Source organism: Haliscomenobacter sp. (genome assembly GCF_040403615.1).
GTDB lineage: Bacteria > Bacteroidota > Bacteroidia > Chitinophagales > Saprospiraceae > Haliscomenobacter.
The window spans coordinates 1-20,273 of sequence record NZ_JBBAKG010000026.1 but is presented as its reverse complement, the minus strand read 5'-3'; the positions used below and the strand labels follow the sequence as shown (position 1 = coordinate 20,273).

Below are 20,273 nucleotides of genomic sequence, written 5' to 3'. Positions count from 1 at the left end.
ATTTTTTTTAAAAAATTTCTCATTGAATCCCAAGGTTAAGTTTATGTCAAGTTTTATTACTGTTGCTCTTTTTTCGCGCTGAAATGCCCATTTTGCAAAAATTAACGCACCAAACCATGCAAAATACCCGCCGCGATATCCTGATCACCTTTTGGGCAGCCCTGGCCGCTTTCGGAACCTACACTTGTATGTATGCTTTTCGCAAAGGCATCACCGCCGCCACCTTTGAAGGCATGGAGTATTGGGGGGTGAGTTACAAGATCTGGCTGCTCAATTTGCAAGTATTTGGGTATGCACTTTCCAAAATGATCGGCATCAAGATCGTTTCCGAAGTAAAATCAAGTCAAAGGGGTTGGCTGATTTCAGGATTGATCAGCGGGGCGGGGCTCAGTTTGGTAGGCTTTGCGTTTGTACCCCCACCGTTTAACATGATTTTCTTTTTCATGAATGGTCTTTGTTTGGGGATGATCTTTGGACTGGTCTTAGGCTATCTTGAAGGACGCAAACAAACCGATATCCTGGTCGCCGCGCTAACCGCCTCTTTTATTTTTGCATCAGGATTTGTCAAAACCATTGCGCTGTATGTGGTGCAAAACTGGGGCGTTTCTGAATTTATGATGCCCATGGTTACTGCGGCAGTGTTCCTGCCTTTTCTGGGGGTTTTCTTTTATTTATTGGTCAGTTTGCCCGCACCTGATGCACAGGATCTGGCGCTGAAAACAGAGCGGGTACCGATGGATCGTGCAGAGCGCCGCCGGTTTGTGCAACACTTTTATCATGGGGTTATCCTATTTATCATTGGTTTTGTGTTGCTCACTGTATTGCGCGATTTTCGCGACAATTTTGGCCGGGAAGTTTTCCACGAGCAAGGCGTAGACAATCCTGCCGTATTCTCTCAAACCGAAACCCCCATTGCCCTGGGGATCTTGCTGATGCTTAGTTTACTTATCCGGGTCAAAGACAACTTCAAGGCTTTTACGATCATCAATTACATCACTTTTTCTGGGGTGCTTATTGCTGTGATGGGCACAATGTTGTTCCAGTTTGGCATTTTGGGCGTAGAAACCTGGATGCTCCTGGTGGGTGCAGGCATGTACATGGCCTATGTACCCGTCAATGGCATTTATTTTGACCGCATCATTGGAGCGTTTAAATACCCTGGTACGGTTGGTTTCATTGTTACCCTGGCCGATACCTGGGGGTACATGGGAAGCTTTGGCTTGCAACTGTACAAAAACTTTGGCCAGGCCAATATTTCTTATACGGCCTTCCTTGCCTATGCCGTTTACGCCATGCTCGGAGGTTACGGAGTGCTGGTATTGTTCACTTACCGCTATTTCCGCAAGAAATACTATGCTGAGTTTCAGATTGAAAATAAGCTGGCTTAAAGCAATCAATAACTCCACTTTTATTGAAATCCATAGGCTTGAAGCGCTTCAACCGGATTGAATTGTGGCATTGTCCGATTTCTTTTGGCTACTTTAACCTCAATGACTCGGCTGTATTGGTAATGCTCGTAAAAATCATAATACTTCATCCGATAGTAGTATCTTTTGCCCACACTTAACTTTTGATCCTCAAATGTATAAGCGCTTAATCCACCGTTCTGTTTTCCTCTGCATACTTTACCAATGGGTTTAAAATCGGTATGGTCAGTAGCACGTTCAACGCTGAAATAAGCATAATGCCTGGCGTTGCTCGTCCATTCCAGGCGGATTTTATGGCTTTTCCCTTTGGCGTTTACCACAAATGGCTCAATCGGAACATCCTCTCCTTGGCTTGGCGCAAGCATCAAATCGTCCAGCACGACCCAACTATCCACCATACTGTTGTTTAGTGTATTGACGGTAGCCACCATTTTGATGAACACCGATACTCCAGCTTTGGGTTGAAAAACAGGACAAAGGTGTTTTTGGCCCAATTGAAGGTTGTCATTCAGAAAAGATTCCACCAAATACCAGGGGCCAAATTGGGATGCTCCCCAATACACATCGAAAGCAATGGATTCCGTCGGAATGGATTGGCCAGAATGGTAATCTGCGCATTTGTAGGTGAAACCAAATGTATGCGCCTGACCATTGGACACCCCCAGCGAAGATTGAGTAGTCATGGTGAAGGAGTGATCGGGATTCACATTGCCAATGCAGGCCGGGTTGTCTTTGGATAAGTGTGGCGTGTTGCCAAGAGTGGTGTTGGCAATTTGCACAAAACTACCTGTAATTGACCTGTTGCTGGTTTTTTGAGCAATGAATCCAGTTTGGCTTAAGAGAGGCTGAAAAGGTGCTAATGAGAGCAACATCAAAAAAAATAGGGTGTTAAAGTTTTTCATAGCTGCTTGTTTAAGTCTTTTGTTTTATTTTACTTCACAAATATAACTTAAAGTTTAAATGTTTTAAAAGTTTTAATGAATAAAATCAAATATTTTTTATTTTAAAATCACATTATTTAAGTGCAAATATTGTTATTAGTGATGCTTGCCCTTGAAATATCTAATTCGTTAGATTACTTTACAAATTATCTTTCAGCCATTGCACTCCAATCCGGTGGTGTGAAGTGTAAGCCGCTACCTTTCCATCTTTAATCAACAAAACTTGTGGCGATTGGTGGGTGATTGCAAAATCCTCGGCCACGCGATTCGAAATTGAGCGGTATTTCAACAAATCCAGGTAATACAAATCGAGATCCTGATCGCTGAAATCCCAGTTGTCCATTAAGGCGTATTTGGCACCTTCGCTGATGCCACAGGTGGTGCTGTGTTTGAAAATCACTACTGGTTTGGTTTTGGAAACTTCCAAAATCTCCTGGAGTTGCTGCTCATCGTTGAGCTCCAGCCAGTGTTCAAATATGCCAGCTTTTTGAGCTTGGTTGAAATTGTCTAAATATCCCATTTCCGATTTTAAAAATTTTGTAAGACTTGCAGTAGGAGGATGCGCTAGAACGCAAAATAAATGCGTTTTGAAATCTGGCAGTTTTCCAGGTGCATTGTTAATCACAAAGAACCGCGAAAGCATTCAAAAAGTTTAAACTCAAAAACCAAAAAACCACCATAAACAACAAGGCTATGCGTATTTTACTGCTTATTCTTTTACTCAGTCAAAGTTTTCTTTATTCTCAAAATTTAGAAAACCAACTAAAAGAGCTGGAAGGCAAATTAACAACCCTCAAGAAAGAACAAAAACAAATTGAAGGGGCGATCGAAAACGTAAAAATGCAAAAGGTTCACGCAGACCTGTTGCCTATGTTGCCCGCCTTGCAAGTAGGAGAGGAGCTGGTACACCATGAAATGATGACCCTGGTTTATGCCGAAGCCTACGAACAAGCCCGATGGGTAGGGCACATCATCACACCGGATGTGGTCAATGGGGTGGTCGGACGTACCAATGATTTCAGGCCCGATCCACTCATCAAAACGGGGTCATCCATTGAGCAGGATTATTTCCTGAAAATCATGCAACCCGATAGCTCCATCGTTTACGACGGATTTGGGTACGATCGGGGGCATTTGGCTCCTTCAGCAGATTTCCGCTGGTCAGAAAAAGCGCTTTCAGAGTCTTACTTCTACTCCAACATGTCGCCCCAATTGGCCAGTTTTAACCGGGGCATTTGGTCTGATTTGGAAAGTACACTCCGGGCATACCTCTTCCGCAATACCACTACCCAATTGTATGTGTTTACCGGGCCAGTGCTTAGACCGGGTTTGCCTTTGATCGCCAAAGCAAAAAACAAGGTGGCCATCCCTGAGAAGTTTTGGAAAATTGCCCTGGATCTAAAAAACCGCAAAGCGGTTGCTTTTTTGGTACCCCAAATTCCTGGTGGATATCCTTTGACGAGTTTTGCCACTTCGATCGATGAGATTGAAAAACTCACCGGCATTGATTTCTTTCCGGGCTTGGAGGATGAATTGGAATCCAGCCTGGAAAAACAGGTGGATAAAAACGCTTTTTTAACAACAGTAGCCACTGGGGACGTAGAACCCCTCAGTGCCATCACCTTGCCATCGGGCCATTTCAATACCGTTCAAGCCCGATTGTACATGGGCCGCAATGAAGAAATCAAGGTTTGTGGCAAAGTTGTAAGCGTCAGAGCGAGCCGAAAGGGCAACATCTTGATCAACCTCGATCAGCAATATCCCAATGAGCTCCTTACGGTGTTTATCAACAAGGATAAATTGGTCAATTTCTCGTACGACCCCATTGCCAACTGGAAAGACAAATACATGGTGGTCAAAGGGAAGGTGAATACGCTGGGCAATATCCCGGTGATGTACATTGAAAAAGAGAATCAACTCAGTGAGTATCTTGTGAAATAATTTTTTTATTTAGATGCACCTAAATGTTAAAATCCAATAAAAATAGATGTAATGATTTAATAAACAGATATTTGTAAATAAATTTAACATTTTTTTTCCAAAAAACACTTGAACGAGTACATGTTCTCGCTGTGAAAGGCGCTTAAATTTGTATTGCAAAGACTGATTACCGGGCTAGATTAGTAGTTCAGAAGGCTGCCACAAGCAGCCTTTCTTTTTTTCTCCAAACTACAAAAAAAATTCCGCAAATCAGCCATTACCTGCCAACCTGCGGAATTCCTTTCAGACTTATTCCTTACTCTTTAGATACGAATCCGCAAGCTAGCGGCAAACGTTAGCCCCAATTGGCTAAAGTGTGAGCCGTCATAAGTTACATTGGAATACCGACCATTGAAGGTAATCGCATTGATGTTGTTTTTAACAGCTGCCGCATCCTTCAACACTGCTTCACCAGCAGCATTCAGGGCAACCAGGTTCCATTTTGGCAATACATTGAACAGGTTTTGGAAATTCAAACCCAAATCTGTATTGCTGCCCAAGCGGATGTTTACCCCAAGATCAGTCACCAATTTGGTTTCGAAAACCGTTTTCAAATTCTCGTTCAAACCTGCCTGACGGAACGTAGTTGGGCCAAAGAGGGTATTGTTCAAGTTGAAAGATACCTTTTTTAGCGTCCAGTCTCCCCCCAAAATGAATTTGAATTCTGGGCGAGAAGACAACAACAATGCTTCCTGAGTAGCATCTACTATGGTTCTCTTGGCAGATGCAATCAACTTCGGGTTAATGATGTCCCCCACACGTTCGTTTTGCAGCATGACGTTACCCGCCAGGTTGATGTTCAGTTTGCCCCCTCCAAGTACGATATTGCGGTAGCTGGCCACCACATCCAAACCTTGAGTGGCGGTATTCATGCCATTGACAAAGAAGCTCACCGCTACGATACCATTGTCGGTCAAAACTTTGTCCAGGGCAGCCGCTTCTGGTGTTCCCACCGCACCAATTTCAGAGCTCAATACAATCCGGTCTTTCAGTTGAATGTTGAAATAGTCCACGGTCAAGCTGAAATCTTTGCTTGGATTGAATCCAATCCCCAAGGTAACGTTGGTTGATTTTTCTGGCTTCAAGCTGGGTACACCCAACAATTTGGCCTGAGCACTCCGGTTGTTGACGATGCCCTTGGTTTGAATGCCTTGACCAGGTACGAAACTCGCCTGGGCAATTTGCAGGTTGATTTGGTGCAAGGAAGGCGCACGGAAACCCGTAGAAACCGAACCTCTGAGGATCAATTTGTTTTCAACTACTTTGTAGCGGGAACTCAATTTCCACACAAAGGCATCTCCAAAATCGCTGTACCGCTCTTGGCGGGCAGTTGCATTAATCAGGAAATCCTTGGTGATGTCGAAACCAAAATCTACATACCCACCAAAGTTGTAACGGGTAGAAGTTCCTGCGTTGTTTTCTCCAATACCCGGGAAAGAATCAGCTCCTCCTTTTACATAGGAAGCAGTATCCCCAGCAATGATTTCAAAGGTCTCTGCCCGGAACTCGGTTCCAAACGCAAAGCTAATATTGTCGCTAAGGGCTTTGGAAACATCGATGTTGCCCACATTGTGGCTAAATGAGTAACCACCTGGTTTGAATAAAATAGGGCTATTTTTGCCCAATCCCCGGTTGCGGCTATTGGCAACGGTATACAACTGGTGGTTGCCCCCAGTGGTGAAACTTACATCCGTTTTCCAATTGGTTGTGCTGGTGCTGCGGAACCCAATGGTTGCGTTGTAATCATTGAGGTCGCCTTCAAAGGTAGGCACATAACCCACATACGGTTGTCCGGCAGGGGTAAGCAAACCTTCGTCGGTCGTTCTCCAATAAGGCGTACGGTAGTTGGCAAAACTGTTTACCTTTTTGTACACATAGGCCGCGTTGTAGTAAAACTCACTGTTGGCGCCGGTTGGCATGCCCCCATTTACCAAAAATTTGGCTGCCGAATTCTCAGGTTGACCATTGACGTTGCCCGCATCTGGGTATTTGCTCAAAAAGGATTGAACAGTGGACAATTCCGCCCCAAAATCGTTGGCCTCCCCCTGGGCGTCTACCTTACCGGGGCGGTTGGCCAGACCCTGATACTGCAAGTTGACGGTGTAGTTGATAAAGCCTTTGGCCCCAATGTTGGCTCCATTGTTGATGCTCAAACCAAACAATTCGCCGTCCCCTTTGTGGGTTACGCCAGTATTGAGCGTAATGCTGCCCGCATCGTACTTGTCTTTCAGGATAATGTTCATTACCCCGGCAATCGCGTCAGAACCATATTGAGCAGAAGCCCCATCTCTCAAAATCTCGATGCGCTTGATGGCATCGGTCGGAATGGCCGAAATGTCCGCCCCGGTTTCACCACGACCAGGAGAAGTCTGGATGTAAGTGAGTGCACTGGTGTTTTTGCGCTTTCCGTTGATCAAAATCAGGGTACGGCTTGGCCCCATGTTTCTGATTTCATAAGGATCGAGCAAAGATGTGGCGTCATTCACCGGAGTATTCACGGTGTTGAAGGAGGGTACCCGATACATCAGCGCCTTGTCGAAACTGGCCTGACCGGTTGCAACCAAATCCCTGGCACTAATGATGTCGATCGGCAGCGGCGTATCCGTTGACGTACGTTGGGTATTGCGGCTACCAACACTGATCACCACTTCGTTGAGGTTGGTAACGGTTGACTTTACAACGAAATCCAGTACAACATCTTGGTTGCCAATGGTAACCGTTTGGCTTACCGCTTCAAATCCCGTATAGGAAACGTTGATGATATACGTACCAGCAGGAAGGGGCAATTCGTAAGTACCATCAATCTTGGTGATGGTTCCCAAAGTAGAACCCACTACACCAATTGAGGCAGCGACCAACTCTTCGCCTTTATCGTCACTAACCTTACCCTTTAAGGTGGCTTGGGCCAGTAGAGAACTGCTGGCCATCAGTAGCATACATACTACTGAAAAAATTTGTACTCGTTTTTGCATAATTTGAAAATTTATTGAAAAAAAACTCTAAAAGCATGGTCATACCACTCCCACAACTATCAATGTAGAACCAGGAATGTGCAGCATTGGAAAGGAAGACAAATGGTCTCAAAAAGTCGCTTAATAACTCAAAAACAATCCTGAAATGCGTTTTGCAATTTATAGTTTACTCCGGCTAAAATAGCATGGAACTTTGATTTTGCAATAACTTTAGTAATAAAAATGAAATTTCACCCAATTGTCCAATTTTGAGAAAGCACCAAAATATTACTTATTACAAATGGAATTTATTCATAAAAATCTGATTTTGTTCGATCATTTCCATTCTCATCTTCAAACCCGTTGAAGCATCGGTCAGGTTTTGGGGGGTATTGGTGATGTAGTCCAAAAGTCGCTCCATCGGCGTACTGACCACTTGCACCCGGTTGTCGAGGTTGGTATAGTACAAAAAAACCTTGTTTTGGAATACCGCCCAACCATTTGAATGGAGCATCCGCAGGGCTGGACTTGATTTGTCTTTTTCATTTAATTCCAAGAAATGCCCACCCGGCTGTGACAACACTTTGGAAGGGTCGTTCAAATCGGTAAGAAAGACTTGCAAAATATGCCTCCAACCGTAGGAAGTTCTGCGCAATCCGGCACAAAGGTGAATCCATCCCAACTCGGTTTTAATGGGGCAAGGCCCCAGGAGGTAGGCGGGGGTTTCGATATCTGGAAAGGCGATAGCCTGGATTTTGCTTTCTTCTTTGCAGGCTGGATTGGGCCAATCATCAAAACTGTTGATGGTAATCTGCATTCTGGACCCTCCTGTTTGCAACTGGTCTATCTGTTGGCTATACACCAGGTATTTGCCGTTGACCAAAGCTGGGTGCAGCAAACACAAGCGTTGGGCTGGAGCACTAAAAGCCAGATCGGGCAGGCTTTCCCAAGACTGCAAATCTTTGGTGCGGGCTACCGCATGGTGGTAAGTGGCTGCCGAACCATGTTGTTCCTTTTGCCGTAAATTGTACAGCGCATAAATCCAGCCATCTTCATGTGGGGTGAGCCGCAGGTTGAAGATATTGGTACGCACGGTAGTCATAATCGGTAAGGTCGTGGGGGCGTTCCGAAACCGAAACCGATCCACTCCAGTAGCACTTTCTGCCAAAGCAAAAAAGAATTGACCATCATAACTCTGCAAACGGGTCATCAAGGCAATTTTGTCGCCAATGGCAATTGCACCCGCATTGGCAATCGAGAGTACCCCACGTCGAAGCATCAAATAGGGATTGGCTTCAGGATTGAGGTCGTACTGCCAGGTGAGTGGCAAATGCCCAATGGTTAAAACGGGATGATCATAACGATCCAGAATGCCATTGCCTAGGCCTTTGTAATTGTTGGATCGGCGCATCAGGTGCTCGTACTCCGATGCAAGCTGAAAAAGTCTGGTTTCGTAGATCGTTTGCATATTTATTGAATGGTTGATGGTTTTGGGGTGTAAAGAGGTGTAAAATTACCAATGGACACCAGAGTTCCAAAACTACTTGTTCTAAAGCGTTTATTTTTTTGGTCGAATCAAACCTTCCTGTACTACCGAGGCAACCAGGTGTCCATCCTGGGTGAAAATATTTCCCCGCGTAAAACCTCGGGCATTGGAAGCGCTGGGGCTATCAATGGCGTACAACAACCACTCATCCATCCGAAAGGAGCGGTGAAACCACATGGCATGATCCAGACTGGCAATTTTAACGTTGCCAAAAGATGCTTCGTTTCCATGAGGCAATAGCGCTGTAGTCAATAGGTTGTAATCCGAACTGTAGGCCAAAACACATTGGTGCATTTGGGGATCTATTGGCATTTCTCCTTTGGCTTTCATCCAAATGTGCCGAAATGGTTGACTTTTGGTTGGCAAAGCGGGATTGACTAGCTCTACCGGACGGAATTCTATGGGACGTTCCAGGTTTAAAAACTTGCGGATGTTGTCGGGCAGCATGTCTCCAAATTTTAGTGCCAAATCTTCCCAACTGACCAGCCAATCGGGAGGAGAAACATTGGGCATGGGAATCTGGTGTTCAAAGCCTTCTTGTGCCAACTGAAAAGAGGCAGACATAAAGAAAATAGCCTCTCCTTTTTGAATCGCTTTTACCCTTCGGGTTGTAAAACTGCCTCCATCGCGGATACTTTCCACTTGAAACACGATGGGAATTTCTAAATCGCCTGGCAAAATAAAGTAAGAATGCAGCGAATGAACCTGGCGATCTACAGGTACCGTTTTCATCGCGGCGTACAGCGATTGAGCCAGTACTTGTCCGCCAAAAACGCTGGTGCTGCCCACACTCTTGCTTACTCCCCGAAAGAGATTGTCTTCCAGTTGTTCCAGTTCCAATAACGATAACAATTCGTTGATGTGCTTCATGAGTGCGGTTTATTGTGGTTTGGGTTGGTGCAAAAATACACTAAAAAAATGGAATTGCTGACTTAGTACCCTATATATGGTATAAATTATTCATAACACTTTATTGTAAAGAAAATATGACAAATGTGGAACCAAAATGCACTAAAAAATCGTTTTAAATTACTGAACGGTTGTTTTTGAAAGAAAACGGTCGTATGATTGTCACAAAATTGTCATGTGAAAAATGGCAAACTAAATCTAAACCTCAACAATGGTGGAATTCCTAAGATTTCAAACCAATAAAGGGATCGTTATGGCATTCAAAGAATATTCAAGAGCAGGAATTTGGCGCAATGCCATCAAACGTTATGGATTACCTCAAGATCCTGAATCCGAAATCTCTGCCATCGAGAATGGGGGAATGATTTACATCGGATGGGATGGAAAGGTATTTGCGATTGACCCAGAGAATGGAGATCGGAAATGGTCATCTACCTTGCGCCGCCATGGCTTAAAAGCAGAAGAATCCCAACAAATCGACATGAAGTTTCAAGGGGGCAGCCTTTTTGCCACCTGGAACAACCGAGTTTTTCGACTCGATCCAAGCAATGGCCATGTCCTGAAAATCCGTCGCGCCAATGCTCAATTGGTAGTTTTATTGGATGAATGATAATTTTTATACATTTTTTAGCTTTTTGTCCAATCCTTGTTAGTTTTACGAGACCAAGTATGACGCAAAAAATCAGGAAGTAATTTTTCTGCGTTATCAAGCGACTTTTGCTAATCATCGTAAACGATTCCTATGTTTTCTGCCAATACCTATCTCCACCGCAGGGAGCAACTGATGCACCAGGTAAAGAGAGGTTTGATTCTTTTGTTGGGCAATGAACTCAGCCCCAAAAACTACCTGGACAATACCTTTCCTTTTCGACAAGACAGTACTTTCTTGTACTACCTGGGTCTGGATCAGCCGCATTTGGCCGCACTTCTGGATGCCGAAACAGGAGAGTGTACCCTTTTTGGAGACGAACTCACCATTGAGGATATTATATGGATGGGTCCTCAGCCTTCACTCCTAGAGCAGGCCAAACAGGTTGGCGTCACCAAAGTGCAAGCGTATGACCTTTTGCCGGAGGTATTAAATGTTGCCAGAAAACACAACCGTGCCATTCATTTCTTACCACCATACCGCGCCGTCAATAAAATCAATTTGGCCTATTGGTTGCATTTGCCACTCATGGAGCTTTCCAAAGAAGTCTCCATTCCGCTGATCCAGGCCATTGTGGCACAACGTGCCGTCAAGACCAGCGAAGAAATTGCAGAGATTGAAAAAGCCCTCGTTACCACCAAAGCCATGTACCTGGCTGCTATGCGCCAAACGCGCCCTGGGATCAAAGAAGCCCAATTGGCGGGGATTGCACAAGGGATAGCTGTTGCTGCTGGAGGTGATCTGGCTTACCCTATCATCATGACCGTGCATGGAGAGGTGCTGCACAACCACCACTACCACCATCAATTGAAATCGGGACAATTGGTTTTAGCCGATATGGGCGCAGAATCGGCCATGCATTATGCCGCCGACATTACCCGAACCTGGCCTGTAGATGCCACTTTTACCCAACAGCAAAAAGAAATTTACGAAATCGTGCTCGATGCCCAATTGGCGGGTATCGCGCTTTCTAGACCAGGTGTACGCAACCTGGACATCCACCTGAATGTAGCCAAAGTCATCACCAATGGCCTGAAATCGCTGGGCTTACTGCAAGGAGATACCGACGAGATCGTTCAGGCTGGTGCGCATGCACTCTTTTTTCCCCACGGATTGGGGCATATGTTGGGTTTGGACGTACACGATATGGAAGACCTGGGAGAGGAACATACTGGCTATTATGATGGTCTGGAACGCAGTACCCAATTCGGTCTCAAATCCTTGCGCATGGGGCGAGAACTCGAACCAGGATTTGTCATGACGGTAGAACCCGGTATTTATTTCATCCCAGAATTGATCGACATCTGGCAAAAAGAAGGCCGGTTTACCCAGTTCATCAATTATCCTGCCCTGGAAGCCTACCGGCATTTCTCTGGGGTACGGATTGAAGACGATGTTTTGGTTACAGAAAACGAACCGCGAGTGCTAGGCCCAAGTATCCCCAAAACAATTGCAGAAATTGAAAAAGTGCGCCAGGAAGGCAAATAGAGGCGATAAACAAATGAACATTTATTTTTGCCCCCACTACATAGATCCGAAATGATCACTGGATGAGAAAGCACAATTTCAACCCAGGGCCAGCTACCATTCCAACCGAAGTGTTGGCCGAAGCTGCCCAGGGTTTGCTTGAATACCAACGCACTGGCATGTCCATTGCCGAAATGAGTCACCGCGCACCGGAAATTATGGCACTGGTTGAAGAAGCCAGTGCGCTGGTAAAGTCCTTGTACGGTTTTGGCGATGATTTTGAAGTCATCTGGATGCAAGGCGGAGCTTCGGCACAATTGGCCATTGCCCCCATGAATTTACTGGACAAACAGCATGCTGTAGCCATCGTAAATACTGGCTATTGGGCTACCAAGGCCATCAAAGCTGCCCGTGAATTGGGGCAAGTTGAAGTCCTGGCTTCCTCAGAGGCGACCAAATTTGACCATATTCCCAAGGAATGGAACGTACCTTCCAATGCGCAATACTTTCACCTCGTTTCCAACGAAACCATCGATGGTACGCAGTGGCACCAATACCCCGAATTGAGTGTACCATTGGTAGCCGACATGACCTCCGATTTTTTGACCCGGCCTATTCCTCAGGAAAAATTCGGATTGATTTTTGCGAGTGCTCAAAAGAATTTTGGCATCACTGGCACAACTTGCGTGGTCATTCGAAAAGATTTTTTGTCTCAAAGAACACCCCGCCAGATTCCTACCATTTTTGACTACCAAACGCACATCAACGAGCAGTCGCTGTACCACACTGCACCTACTTTCTCCATCTACGTAGCCCTGCTGGCCTTGCGCTGGACTCAGGCGCAAGGTGGTTTGCATGAAATGGAACGCCGCAATGCAGCCAAAGCCAAGTTGCTGTACACCGAGATTGATCGCAATCCCCTGTTTGTGGGCAACGTAAAAACCACTGATCGCTCCCTGATGAATGCTTGCTTTCAAATCACAAAGCCAGAATTGGAGGTAGCTTTCCTGGAATTTGCAGCTCAAAATGACGTGGTGGGCATCAAAGGTTTCCCCACCGTGGGCGGCTTCCGGGCATCCATGTACAATGCCATGCCCCTGGAAAGTGTGCAATTGTTGGTGGATTTGATGCGCGATTTTGCGAAACGGCACTAATTATATTGTTTTTTTTACCACCTAAGAGACCTAAGACCCACCTTAGTTTCTTAGGTGATTCTTAGGTGTCTTCGGTGCCTTAGGTGGTGGAAAAAAGCAGCGAAGCTGCAAATCATTTAAACTTCGGACTAACAAACTCCCACTCCTTAATGTGACTCGGCACATGCACTTCCTTCACCAAATCATCCATTTTTTTCACCCAATTCCCTTGTTCTGCTGCAACATTGTGTTGCTCTGCGCGATCGCTGGCCAGGTTGTACAACTCCCAAGGCGCTTGAGGATTTCCCTTCATTTTCATTTTCACCCCTTTCCAATCACCCATGCGCACTGCAATTTGTCCGCCATTCTCCGGGTATTCCCAGTATAAAAAAGGATGCTGTTTTTGCAACTGTTTTAGACCCAGCAAGGTGGGTAAATAGGAAATTCCATCATTGACCGGGGCTTGAGTGTGGAGCAAATCCGCCAGTGTGGCCATCAGATCATACTGTACCGACACGTGATCACTCACTTGTCCCGCTGCAATTTTTCCTTTCCAACGCGCAAGGAACGGCACCCGAATTCCACCTTCGTACACTTCCATTTTGAGTCCGCGCAAACCCTGGGTACTGTTGAAAAAAGCAGCATCCACTCCACCAACTTTGAGGGTAGTGCCATTGTCGCTCGAAAACAAAACCAGGGTATTCTCCTCCAAACCCAGTGTTTTGAGCGTCTCCATGACCAAACCAACTTGCTGATCCAGGTAGCTGATCATGCCCGCATAGGCGGAAAGTGGGTATTGTTGAGGAGCATAATTCCGATCGCCGATATAGGGCTCTTCCCGAAATTTGCCCAGATATGGCGCCAGCGCTTTTGCAGGAACTTGCAGCGACAAATGGGGCAGGGGAAAGGCCAGGTACAAAAAGAAAGGCTGGTCTTTTTGCTGGCGCATAAACTGAAGCGCCTTGGCGGTCATGTTATCCACCGCATATTCTTTGCCGATAAAATAGTCAAAAGGCGTTTCTGGTTTCAAACGCTGGTGCACCGTGATGGGAGGGTTTTGCAAGGTATCCCATTTTCCGTTTTCCCAGAGGTGGGTAGGGTAATAGTTGTGGGCCTGTTTCTGACAAAGGTAGCCGTAGGCATAATCAAATCCTTGCAAATTGGGACTGCCCGTGGTGGTGTTCATGCCCAGCCCCCATTTGCCGATGATTCCGGTGTGGTAACCGTTTTTTTGCAGCATGTGGCCAATCGTGGTGGTTCCCTCCGGTAGCGGCATTTGGCCACCTTCCATGTCATCGCTGTATTCTCCCAACTCGTAATTTCCACGAATGTAAGCATGTCCAGGATGTTTGCCCGTTAGCAACATGCAGCGGGAGGGGGCACAAACTGGCGCACTTGAGTAATGCTGCGTAAAACGTATACCCTCGCTGGCCAACTGATCAAGATGCGGTGTTTTGATCTTTTCCTGACCATAAGCACCCAATTCGCCATAACCCAAATCGTCGGCGTAGATGTAAATGATGTTGACTTTTTTGCGGGCGGGCTGAAGGGGTTTTTCGGAATGAATCCCCAAAAGCAAGGGAAGGAAAAACAGGATGCTGTAAATTTTCTGCTGCATGATTTGGAGGCTTCTGAACACTTTTAGGCATTCTTTTTCCACCACCTAAGACAAACCGTTAGATTCATCTCAGAAAAAAACGCATTGACTTAGGTGTATCTAAGGTGTGTCTTAGGTGGTGAAAAAAACGCAGCGAAGCTGCCCAACCTATTTCCTCAAAAATAATCTTTTCAAAGTAAAATCCAGGAAAAAATAACCCAACACCCCCATAGAAAAAACAAACACAGAAAATACAAGCGGGTTGGAAAAAACACCCAAGTCCAAAGTATATCTACCGAAAAAATTAAACTGCCCCTGCATGAATTGCTTGCTGGCAAAAAACAAACTCAAACAGACCAATCCAAATCCGCCCACCAATGCACCAAAAGCCTGCACGACCCCTTTGGGCAACAAATCGGCGCTGACCTGAACCGGACGGTACAATGCAGGCAGTCTTTCAGCAACATTGGCGGCAAAGCGCATCGAAGGCTCTTCTGGCTCCAGGGTTGTTAATGCTTGCTGCAATTCTTTTGCCAGGTTCATTTCCTCCCCAAAACCAGCGTCAGTGGCCAACAATTGCTGAACCATTTCCTTCTCCTCAGGGGTACATTCCCCATCCAGGTATTTCCAGATCAAAATTGACGTTTCTTTTTTCATACTAGTGTTGATCCAAAGCACTGGCCGTCAGTTCCTGGCGCAGTTGCTCTCTCAATCGATGCAATTTGGTTTTTACATTGGTCACACTCAAACCTGTAATGTCGGCAATTTCCTGTACCGATTGTTCATTCAAATAATACAATGTAATGATACTGGCGTCGCTGGGTTTCAAACGATTGATTACCGCCTGAACGTGTTGACGCAAGTCATTGTCCTGGGTCAGTTCAACAGGCGTTTTACTCAATAAATCGGGTGTCTGAAACGCGGCGCCATCTGCTTCAATGCTTTGCAAAGGTAATTTTTTCTTGCGTGCATTGTCAATGGCCGTTCGGTAAGCAATGGCATAAAGCCAGGAACTGAATTTTGATTCTTGCCGATAGCTCCCCAACATTTTATGCACTTTCAAAAACACATCCTGGGCTACTTCTTCTGCTTCTTCGCGGGCATTGAGCACGCGCATGGCAATGGTGAAGACATAGTTTTGGTATTTCTCCACAATGGTGCGGAAAGCGAACTGTTCCCCTCTCAGAACCCGATGAACCAAAAGTAAGTCTTCTTCCATGTATAGCGTTTGCAAAAAGATAGACGATGCATTGCTTTGGTGAGGTTACAACTTTTTGAAAAAATATTCCGGTTTGAATCAATATATTTGCGCCAACCGTCTCCCTAAATAGAACGCATGCAAGCTTTTGAATTTATTACTACCAAAGAAGGATTGGAACAATTTCACCAGATCAACCGTGACATTGAATGGATGTGCTTTGATTCTGAATTTGTTGGAGAAAAGCGATTTACAACCAGATTGTGCCTCATCCAGGTCGCCACTGTACACGGCTTTTTTTTAATCGATCCTTTTCCCCTGAAAAATCTGGATCCTTTCCTGGAAATGATCGAAAACCCCAATATTGTCAAAGTTACCCATGCAGGTGAAAACGATTACCGTTTGTTGTACGCCAGCTATGGTACGGTACCCAAAAATACATTTGATACCCAGATTGCTGCAGGCTTTTTGGGCTATCGCTATCCACTGGCCTTCAAAAAACTGGTGGAAACGGAGCTGAAAATCAATCTGAATAAAAGCTTCACCGTTGCCGACTGGGAAGCCCGGCCTTTCAACCAAAATCAACTCAAATACGCCATTCAGGACATCGAACCTTTACACGATTTGTGGAAAATCCAAGAAGCTGACCTCTTGAGAAACAACCGTTTGCACTGGGCCAAAGAGGAATTCAAAACCCTGGAAAGAGACGTGTATTACGCCAAAGATCCACACCACGAAGCCCTGAACAGCGATTTGATGAAATCCCTCAACAAACGTGAACGTTTGTTTTTGCTGCGTTTGTTTGAATGGCGGCGCAGAATAGCCGAGGAAAAAAACTACTCCAAGGAGATGGTTTTGCCCAGCAAATTCATGAGCCAGATTGTACGCAGTATGCGCTCTGGCAAAGCTGGCCTGCGCGAAAACCGCCGCATTCCTGACAAATTCGCCGGAGAATTGTGGCCAACCATGAATGACCTCTACAGCCGCGAAATCAGCGAGGACGAAAAAATCTTGTTGCGCCAGGTACCCACCGAAGAGGAAGAAAACCCCAATGAGGAAGTTCTGACCGAGCTGTTGTACCTCATCATTCGGCACCAATGCATGCAAAAAGGCATTTCTCACGCCCTGGCTTTGCCCCGCAACTGGTTTAAAAAAATCAAAAACGACCCAAGTTTTGCGGAAGAAGTTTTTGAACAAGGTTGGCGCAAAGAACTTTTTGGCGACACCTTTACCCGTTGGTTGAGCCAGCCCGATAATTTGAGCATCGAAATCAAACCCGATGTGATTGAATTGAGATTAATATCCGATAATTGAGACTAGTATCCGATAATTGAGATGGAGCATTTGCTGGAAGTACAAGACCTCTCCATCCGCTTTGGTGATCAAACCGTAGTGGACAAATTGTCTTTTGTGCTGCCTGCCGGCAAAAACCTGGCCATTGTTGGAGAATCCGGTTCGGGCAAGTCGCTGACCGCCTTGTCTTTGCTAGGTTTGTTGCCCCACAATGCTCAAGTGTCGGCAACGCGGATGGCTTTTCAACCTAAAACTGGGTCGCTTTCCAATCTTTTGAAACTTTCACCTTTGGATTTACAGGCCATCCGCGGCAAGTCCATCGGCATGATTTTTCAGGAACCGATGACTTCCTTGAACCCCCTCCAACGCTGCGGTCATCAGATCGACGAGGTCTTGCAATTGCACCTGGGGCTCAACAAATCCCAAGCCCGCGATCGCGCCATTGAATGGCTGCAAAAAGTCAAAATCCAGGACGCAGAGCGGATTTATCGGGCTTATCCACACGAAATCTCCGGGGGGCAAAAACAAAGGGTGATGATCGCTATGGCCATGTGCTGCAACCCAACCCTGCTGTTGGCCGACGAACCCACCACTGCCCTCGATGCTACCGTGCAAAAAGAGATCATTCTGTTGATGCAGGAATTGCAGGCAGAATTCAATACGTCCATCCTCTTCATTTCTCACGACCTGACGCTGGTTGCCCATTTTGCTGATGTGGTATTGGTGATGCAGGGGGGCAAACTGGTCGAAATTGGCAACACTGATCAAGTTTTTCAAAATCCCCAATCGGCTTACACCCAGGCCTTGCTCAATTGCCGACCTCCGCTGGATCGTCGGATTCTCCGTCTGCCAACCATCGAGGATTATATTGAAACGCAGTCCATCCATCCAGTTGAATCAGCGACAAGTGAGTTTTCAACTGCGGAGACGGAAGAAATTTTGCTTGAAGTTGAGAACTTATCCACCTGGTTTCCGCAACGCAAATCCTGGCTGGGTACGCCCCGCACTTGGGTCAAAGCGGTGCAAGAGGCATCTTTTTGCATCAAAACCGGCCAAACCATGGGGCTGGTAGGGGAATCCGGCAGTGGCAAAACCACGCTTGGCCGCAGCGTCTTGCGCCTGATCGAGCCTACCGCTGGCAAAATCCTTTTTGATGGACAAGACATCACCACTATTGCCGATGAAGAGCTTAGGCAAGTGCGTCGACACATGCAAATGGTTTTTCAAGATCCTTATTCTGCCCTCAATCCGCGCATTCCAGTGGGTTTGGCCATCACCGAGCCGATGAAAGTGCACGGCATCGGGGCGACTGCGCAGGAACAACTCGAAATGGCGATTGAATTGCTGGAACAAGTGGGCTTGCAACCTGATCATTTTCACCGCTACCCGCACGAATTTTCCGGCGGCCAGCGCCAACGTTTGTGCATTGCCCGGGCATTGGCAGTGCAACCCCGCTTTTTGGTCTGCGATGAAGCGGTTTCTTCCCTCGATGTATCGGTACAGGCGGTGGTGCTCAATTTGCTCAAAGATTTACAGGTCAAAAAGAACCTGACTTATTTGTTTGTTTCCCACGATTTGGCCGTCATCCGCTTCATGTGCGACGAAGTGATGGTGATGAAAGATGGCGTCATTGTTGAAAAAGGACTTGCCGATCAGGTCTTTACTGCGCCAGAACACCCCTACACCCAGGCTTTGCTGGAAGCCACGCGTTAGACAAATTCCATTTGCGCTGGAACTTATGCTTACCAAATTGCCTTATCCTCCCAAACCAATTTTATTTACTGTTTTATGGCAAAGATTCAAATCAGGGGCAAAGAGTTGATCAAAATGGGCTACCCAGAAGGGCCGGCGATGGGTCTGTGCATCAACCTGATCCCCAAAAACTACAAACGACATACCCAGGAACAAGTAGATCAACTCTTGGAAGCGCTTTTGGCCAACCCAAGCGATTACGCCGAAGACCCAGTGTTGGGCCGCATCGTAGAGGCATTGGTAGGCCCCACTGTACAAGCCCCAATTGTTATTGACCTGGCGCCTAAATCCAAACCTTATCCGGTATTCGGCGCAGGAAAAATTGAGGCGGGTGCCATCGAGCAAATGGAAATCGCCATGCGTTTGCCCGTGACCCATGCAGGTGCCTTGATGCCCGATGCGCACCAAGGCTACGGCTTGCCTATTGGCGGTGTATTGGCTACCGAAAATGCGGTGATTCCATACGGGGTAGGCATGGACATCGGTTGCCGCATGTGCCTGACCATCTATCCACTGGATCCACGAGATCTGGAGGCCAAACGCAGCATGTACAAAAAGCTGTTGCTGGAAAATACGCGTTTTGGTTTCGCCACTTTTGACAAGCCCATGGACGATCCGATTTTGGAACGTAAGGAATTCAAGGAAGTGCCAAAACTCCGCTTTTTGAAAGGCAAAGCCTGGAGTCAAATCGGTTCATCTGGTTCTGGCAACCACTTTGTCGAATTTGGCGAGGTGGAAATCATGGATGAGGCCAATGAGTTCAATTTGCCCCTTGGCAAATACCTCGGCTTGATGTCGCATTCCGGCTCGCGTGGATTGGGGGCAACCCTGGCACAACATTACACCAAACTGGCCATGGAAACCTGCAACCTGCCCAAACAGGCGCAGCACCTGGCCTGGTTGGGTTTGGATACCGAAGCAGGACAGGAATACTGGATTGCGATGAACCTGGCCGGAGATTACGCCTCGGCTTGTCACCACCAAATCCATCACCGCATGGCCAAATCCATTGGGGAAAAAGCAGTGGCCATCGTTGAAAACCACCACAACTTTGCCTGGAAGGAAACCCTGGCCGATGGCAAGGAGTACATTGTGCACCGCAAGGGCGCAACTCCAGCAGGCAAAGGCGTTTTGGGGGTGATTCCGGGATCGATGACGGCTCCGGCATTCATCGTGCGGGGATTGGGATTCGCTGATTCGCTCAACTCGGCTTCGCATGGTGCAGGACGGCAAATGTCGCGGCGTCAAGCCATGGGCGCCGTAACCAAGCCCGAGCTCGACAAGCATTTGCGCACCCACGGGGTGGAGTTGATTGGTGGAGGCCTGGATGAAGCACCATTCGCCTACAAAAACATCCATCAGGTGATGGCCGCCCAAACCGAACTGGTAGAAACGATCGGAACGTTTCATCCGAAGATCGTGCGGATGGA

Annotated in this window: 16 protein-coding genes; 8 read left to right on the top strand and 8 right to left on the bottom strand. The window is 46.6% G+C overall.

Annotated features, from left to right (window positions below; all coding sequences use genetic code 11):
* Positions 1 to 116: 116 nt before the first annotated feature.
* Positions 117 to 1,388: a DUF5690 family protein gene (locus tag ABW391_RS10420; RefSeq protein ID WP_353481799.1), complete on the top strand. Its 1,272-nt coding sequence runs from the start codon at positions 117 to 119 to the stop codon at positions 1,386 to 1,388.
* A gap of 20 nt (positions 1,389 to 1,408) precedes the next feature.
* Here the strand turns inward: ABW391_RS10420 and ABW391_RS10415 are convergent, their stop codons facing one another.
* On the bottom strand, positions 1,409 to 2,329 hold the full coding sequence (locus ABW391_RS10415) for a hypothetical protein (RefSeq protein ID WP_353481798.1): 921 nt from the start codon (positions 2,327 to 2,329) through the stop codon (positions 1,409 to 1,411).
* Positions 2,330 to 2,507: 178 nt separating this feature from the next.
* Entirely contained in the window at positions 2,508 to 2,888 is a 381-nt protein-coding gene (gene ytxJ / locus ABW391_RS10410; RefSeq protein ID WP_353481797.1) for a bacillithiol system redox-active protein YtxJ, read from the bottom strand.
* Between the two features lie 173 nt (positions 2,889 to 3,061).
* Here ytxJ and ABW391_RS10405 point away from each other — a divergent pair, with 173 nt between their 5' ends.
* Entirely contained in the window at positions 3,062 to 4,309 is a 1,248-nt protein-coding gene (locus ABW391_RS10405) for a DNA/RNA non-specific endonuclease (protein ID WP_353481796.1), read from the top strand.
* 302 nt (positions 4,310 to 4,611) lie between these two features.
* Here the strand turns inward: ABW391_RS10405 and ABW391_RS10400 are convergent, their stop codons facing one another.
* The 3 genes from ABW391_RS10400 to tesB all read right to left on the bottom strand — a co-directional run bounded on the left by ABW391_RS10400 (position 4,612) and on the right by tesB (position 9,715).
* Positions 4,612 to 7,320: a TonB-dependent receptor gene (locus ABW391_RS10400; protein ID WP_353481795.1), complete on the bottom strand. Its 2,709-nt coding sequence runs from the start codon at positions 7,318 to 7,320 to the stop codon at positions 4,612 to 4,614.
* Positions 7,321 to 7,594: 274 nt separating this feature from the next.
* Entirely contained in the window at positions 7,595 to 8,767 is a 1,173-nt protein-coding gene (locus tag ABW391_RS10395) for a glycoside hydrolase family 130 protein (RefSeq protein WP_353481794.1), read from the bottom strand.
* 90 nt (positions 8,768 to 8,857) lie between these two features.
* On the bottom strand, positions 8,858 to 9,715 hold the full coding sequence (tesB, locus tag ABW391_RS10390) for an acyl-CoA thioesterase II (protein WP_353481793.1): 858 nt from the start codon (positions 9,713 to 9,715) through the stop codon (positions 8,858 to 8,860).
* A gap of 292 nt (positions 9,716 to 10,007) precedes the next feature.
* Here tesB and ABW391_RS10385 point away from each other — a divergent pair, with 292 nt between their 5' ends.
* The 3 genes from ABW391_RS10385 to serC all read left to right on the top strand — a co-directional run bounded on the left by ABW391_RS10385 (position 10,008) and on the right by serC (position 13,024).
* On the top strand, positions 10,008 to 10,364 hold the full coding sequence (locus ABW391_RS10385; RefSeq protein ID WP_353481792.1) for a hypothetical protein: 357 nt from the start codon (positions 10,008 to 10,010) through the stop codon (positions 10,362 to 10,364).
* A gap of 132 nt (positions 10,365 to 10,496) precedes the next feature.
* On the top strand, positions 10,497 to 11,891 hold the full coding sequence (locus ABW391_RS10380) for an aminopeptidase P family protein (protein ID WP_353481791.1): 1,395 nt from the start codon (positions 10,497 to 10,499) through the stop codon (positions 11,889 to 11,891).
* Between the two features lie 62 nt (positions 11,892 to 11,953).
* Positions 11,954 to 13,024, top strand: a complete 1,071-nt coding sequence (serC, locus tag ABW391_RS10375; RefSeq protein ID WP_353481790.1) for a 3-phosphoserine/phosphohydroxythreonine transaminase — start codon at positions 11,954 to 11,956, stop codon at positions 13,022 to 13,024.
* A 112-nt stretch (positions 13,025 to 13,136) separates the two neighbouring features.
* Here the strand turns inward: serC and ABW391_RS10370 are convergent, their stop codons facing one another.
* From ABW391_RS10370 to ABW391_RS10360, 3 genes are all read right to left on the bottom strand, one after another.
* Positions 13,137 to 14,621 carry an arylsulfatase gene (locus tag ABW391_RS10370; RefSeq protein WP_353481789.1) on the bottom strand — a complete coding sequence of 495 codons (1,485 nt, stop codon included), beginning with the start codon at positions 14,619 to 14,621 and terminating at the stop codon, positions 13,137 to 13,139.
* A 147-nt stretch (positions 14,622 to 14,768) separates the two neighbouring features.
* The gene (locus tag ABW391_RS10365; RefSeq protein WP_353481788.1) at positions 14,769 to 15,257 is read right to left on the bottom strand and encodes an anti-sigma factor family protein; all 489 of its coding nucleotides are present in this window, start codon (positions 15,255 to 15,257) and stop codon (positions 14,769 to 14,771) included.
* Position 15,258: 1 nt separating this feature from the next.
* A complete protein-coding gene (locus ABW391_RS10360) occupies positions 15,259 to 15,819 on the bottom strand; it encodes an RNA polymerase sigma factor (RefSeq protein WP_353481787.1) in 561 nt (186 codons plus the stop codon).
* A gap of 117 nt (positions 15,820 to 15,936) precedes the next feature.
* Between ABW391_RS10360 and ABW391_RS10355 the strand changes: the two genes are divergently transcribed.
* The 3 genes from ABW391_RS10355 to ABW391_RS10345 form a co-directional block, all read left to right on the top strand.
* Positions 15,937 to 17,112, top strand: coding sequence for a ribonuclease D (locus ABW391_RS10355; protein ID WP_353481786.1), 1,176 nt, complete (start codon positions 15,937 to 15,939; stop codon positions 17,110 to 17,112).
* A 21-nt stretch (positions 17,113 to 17,133) separates the two neighbouring features.
* Complete coding sequence (locus ABW391_RS10350; protein ID WP_353481785.1) at positions 17,134 to 18,804, top strand: ABC transporter ATP-binding protein; 1,671 nt, start codon at positions 17,134 to 17,136, stop codon at positions 18,802 to 18,804.
* 75 nt (positions 18,805 to 18,879) lie between these two features.
* On the top strand, positions 18,880 to 20,273 hold a 1,394-nt coding region (locus ABW391_RS10345), incomplete at its 3' end, for an RtcB family protein (protein WP_353481784.1).

Excerpts from the sequence above, each read along its gene's own strand:
- ABW391_RS10365 (WP_353481788.1), bottom strand. The coding sequence starts at position 15,257 with ATGAAAAAAGAAACGTCAATTTTGATCTGGAAATACCTGGATGGGGAA.
- tesB (WP_353481793.1), bottom strand. The coding sequence starts at position 9,715 with ATGAAGCACATCAACGAATTGTTATCGTTATTGGAACTGGAACAACTG.
- ABW391_RS10420 (WP_353481799.1), top strand. The coding sequence starts at position 117 with ATGCAAAATACCCGCCGCGATATCCTGATCACCTTTTGGGCAGCCCTG.
- ABW391_RS10360 (WP_353481787.1), bottom strand. The coding sequence starts at position 15,819 with ATGGAAGAAGACTTACTTTTGGTTCATCGGGTTCTGAGAGGGGAACAG.
- ABW391_RS10385 (WP_353481792.1), top strand. The coding sequence starts at position 10,008 with ATGGCATTCAAAGAATATTCAAGAGCAGGAATTTGGCGCAATGCCATC.
- serC (WP_353481790.1), top strand. The coding sequence starts at position 11,954 with ATGAGAAAGCACAATTTCAACCCAGGGCCAGCTACCATTCCAACCGAA.
- ABW391_RS10355 (WP_353481786.1), top strand. The coding sequence starts at position 15,937 with ATGCAAGCTTTTGAATTTATTACTACCAAAGAAGGATTGGAACAATTT.
- ABW391_RS10350 (WP_353481785.1), top strand. The coding sequence starts at position 17,134 with ATGGAGCATTTGCTGGAAGTACAAGACCTCTCCATCCGCTTTGGTGAT.
- ytxJ (WP_353481797.1), bottom strand. The coding sequence starts at position 2,888 with ATGGGATATTTAGACAATTTCAACCAAGCTCAAAAAGCTGGCATATTT.
- ABW391_RS10400 (WP_353481795.1), bottom strand. The coding sequence starts at position 7,320 with ATGCAAAAACGAGTACAAATTTTTTCAGTAGTATGTATGCTACTGATG.
- ABW391_RS10415 (WP_353481798.1), bottom strand. The coding sequence starts at position 2,329 with ATGAAAAACTTTAACACCCTATTTTTTTTGATGTTGCTCTCATTAGCA.
- ABW391_RS10405 (WP_353481796.1), top strand. The coding sequence starts at position 3,062 with ATGCGTATTTTACTGCTTATTCTTTTACTCAGTCAAAGTTTTCTTTAT.
- ABW391_RS10395 (WP_353481794.1), bottom strand. The coding sequence starts at position 8,767 with ATGCAAACGATCTACGAAACCAGACTTTTTCAGCTTGCATCGGAGTAC.
- ABW391_RS10370 (WP_353481789.1), bottom strand. The coding sequence starts at position 14,621 with ATGCAGCAGAAAATTTACAGCATCCTGTTTTTCCTTCCCTTGCTTTTG.
- ABW391_RS10380 (WP_353481791.1), top strand. The coding sequence starts at position 10,497 with ATGTTTTCTGCCAATACCTATCTCCACCGCAGGGAGCAACTGATGCAC.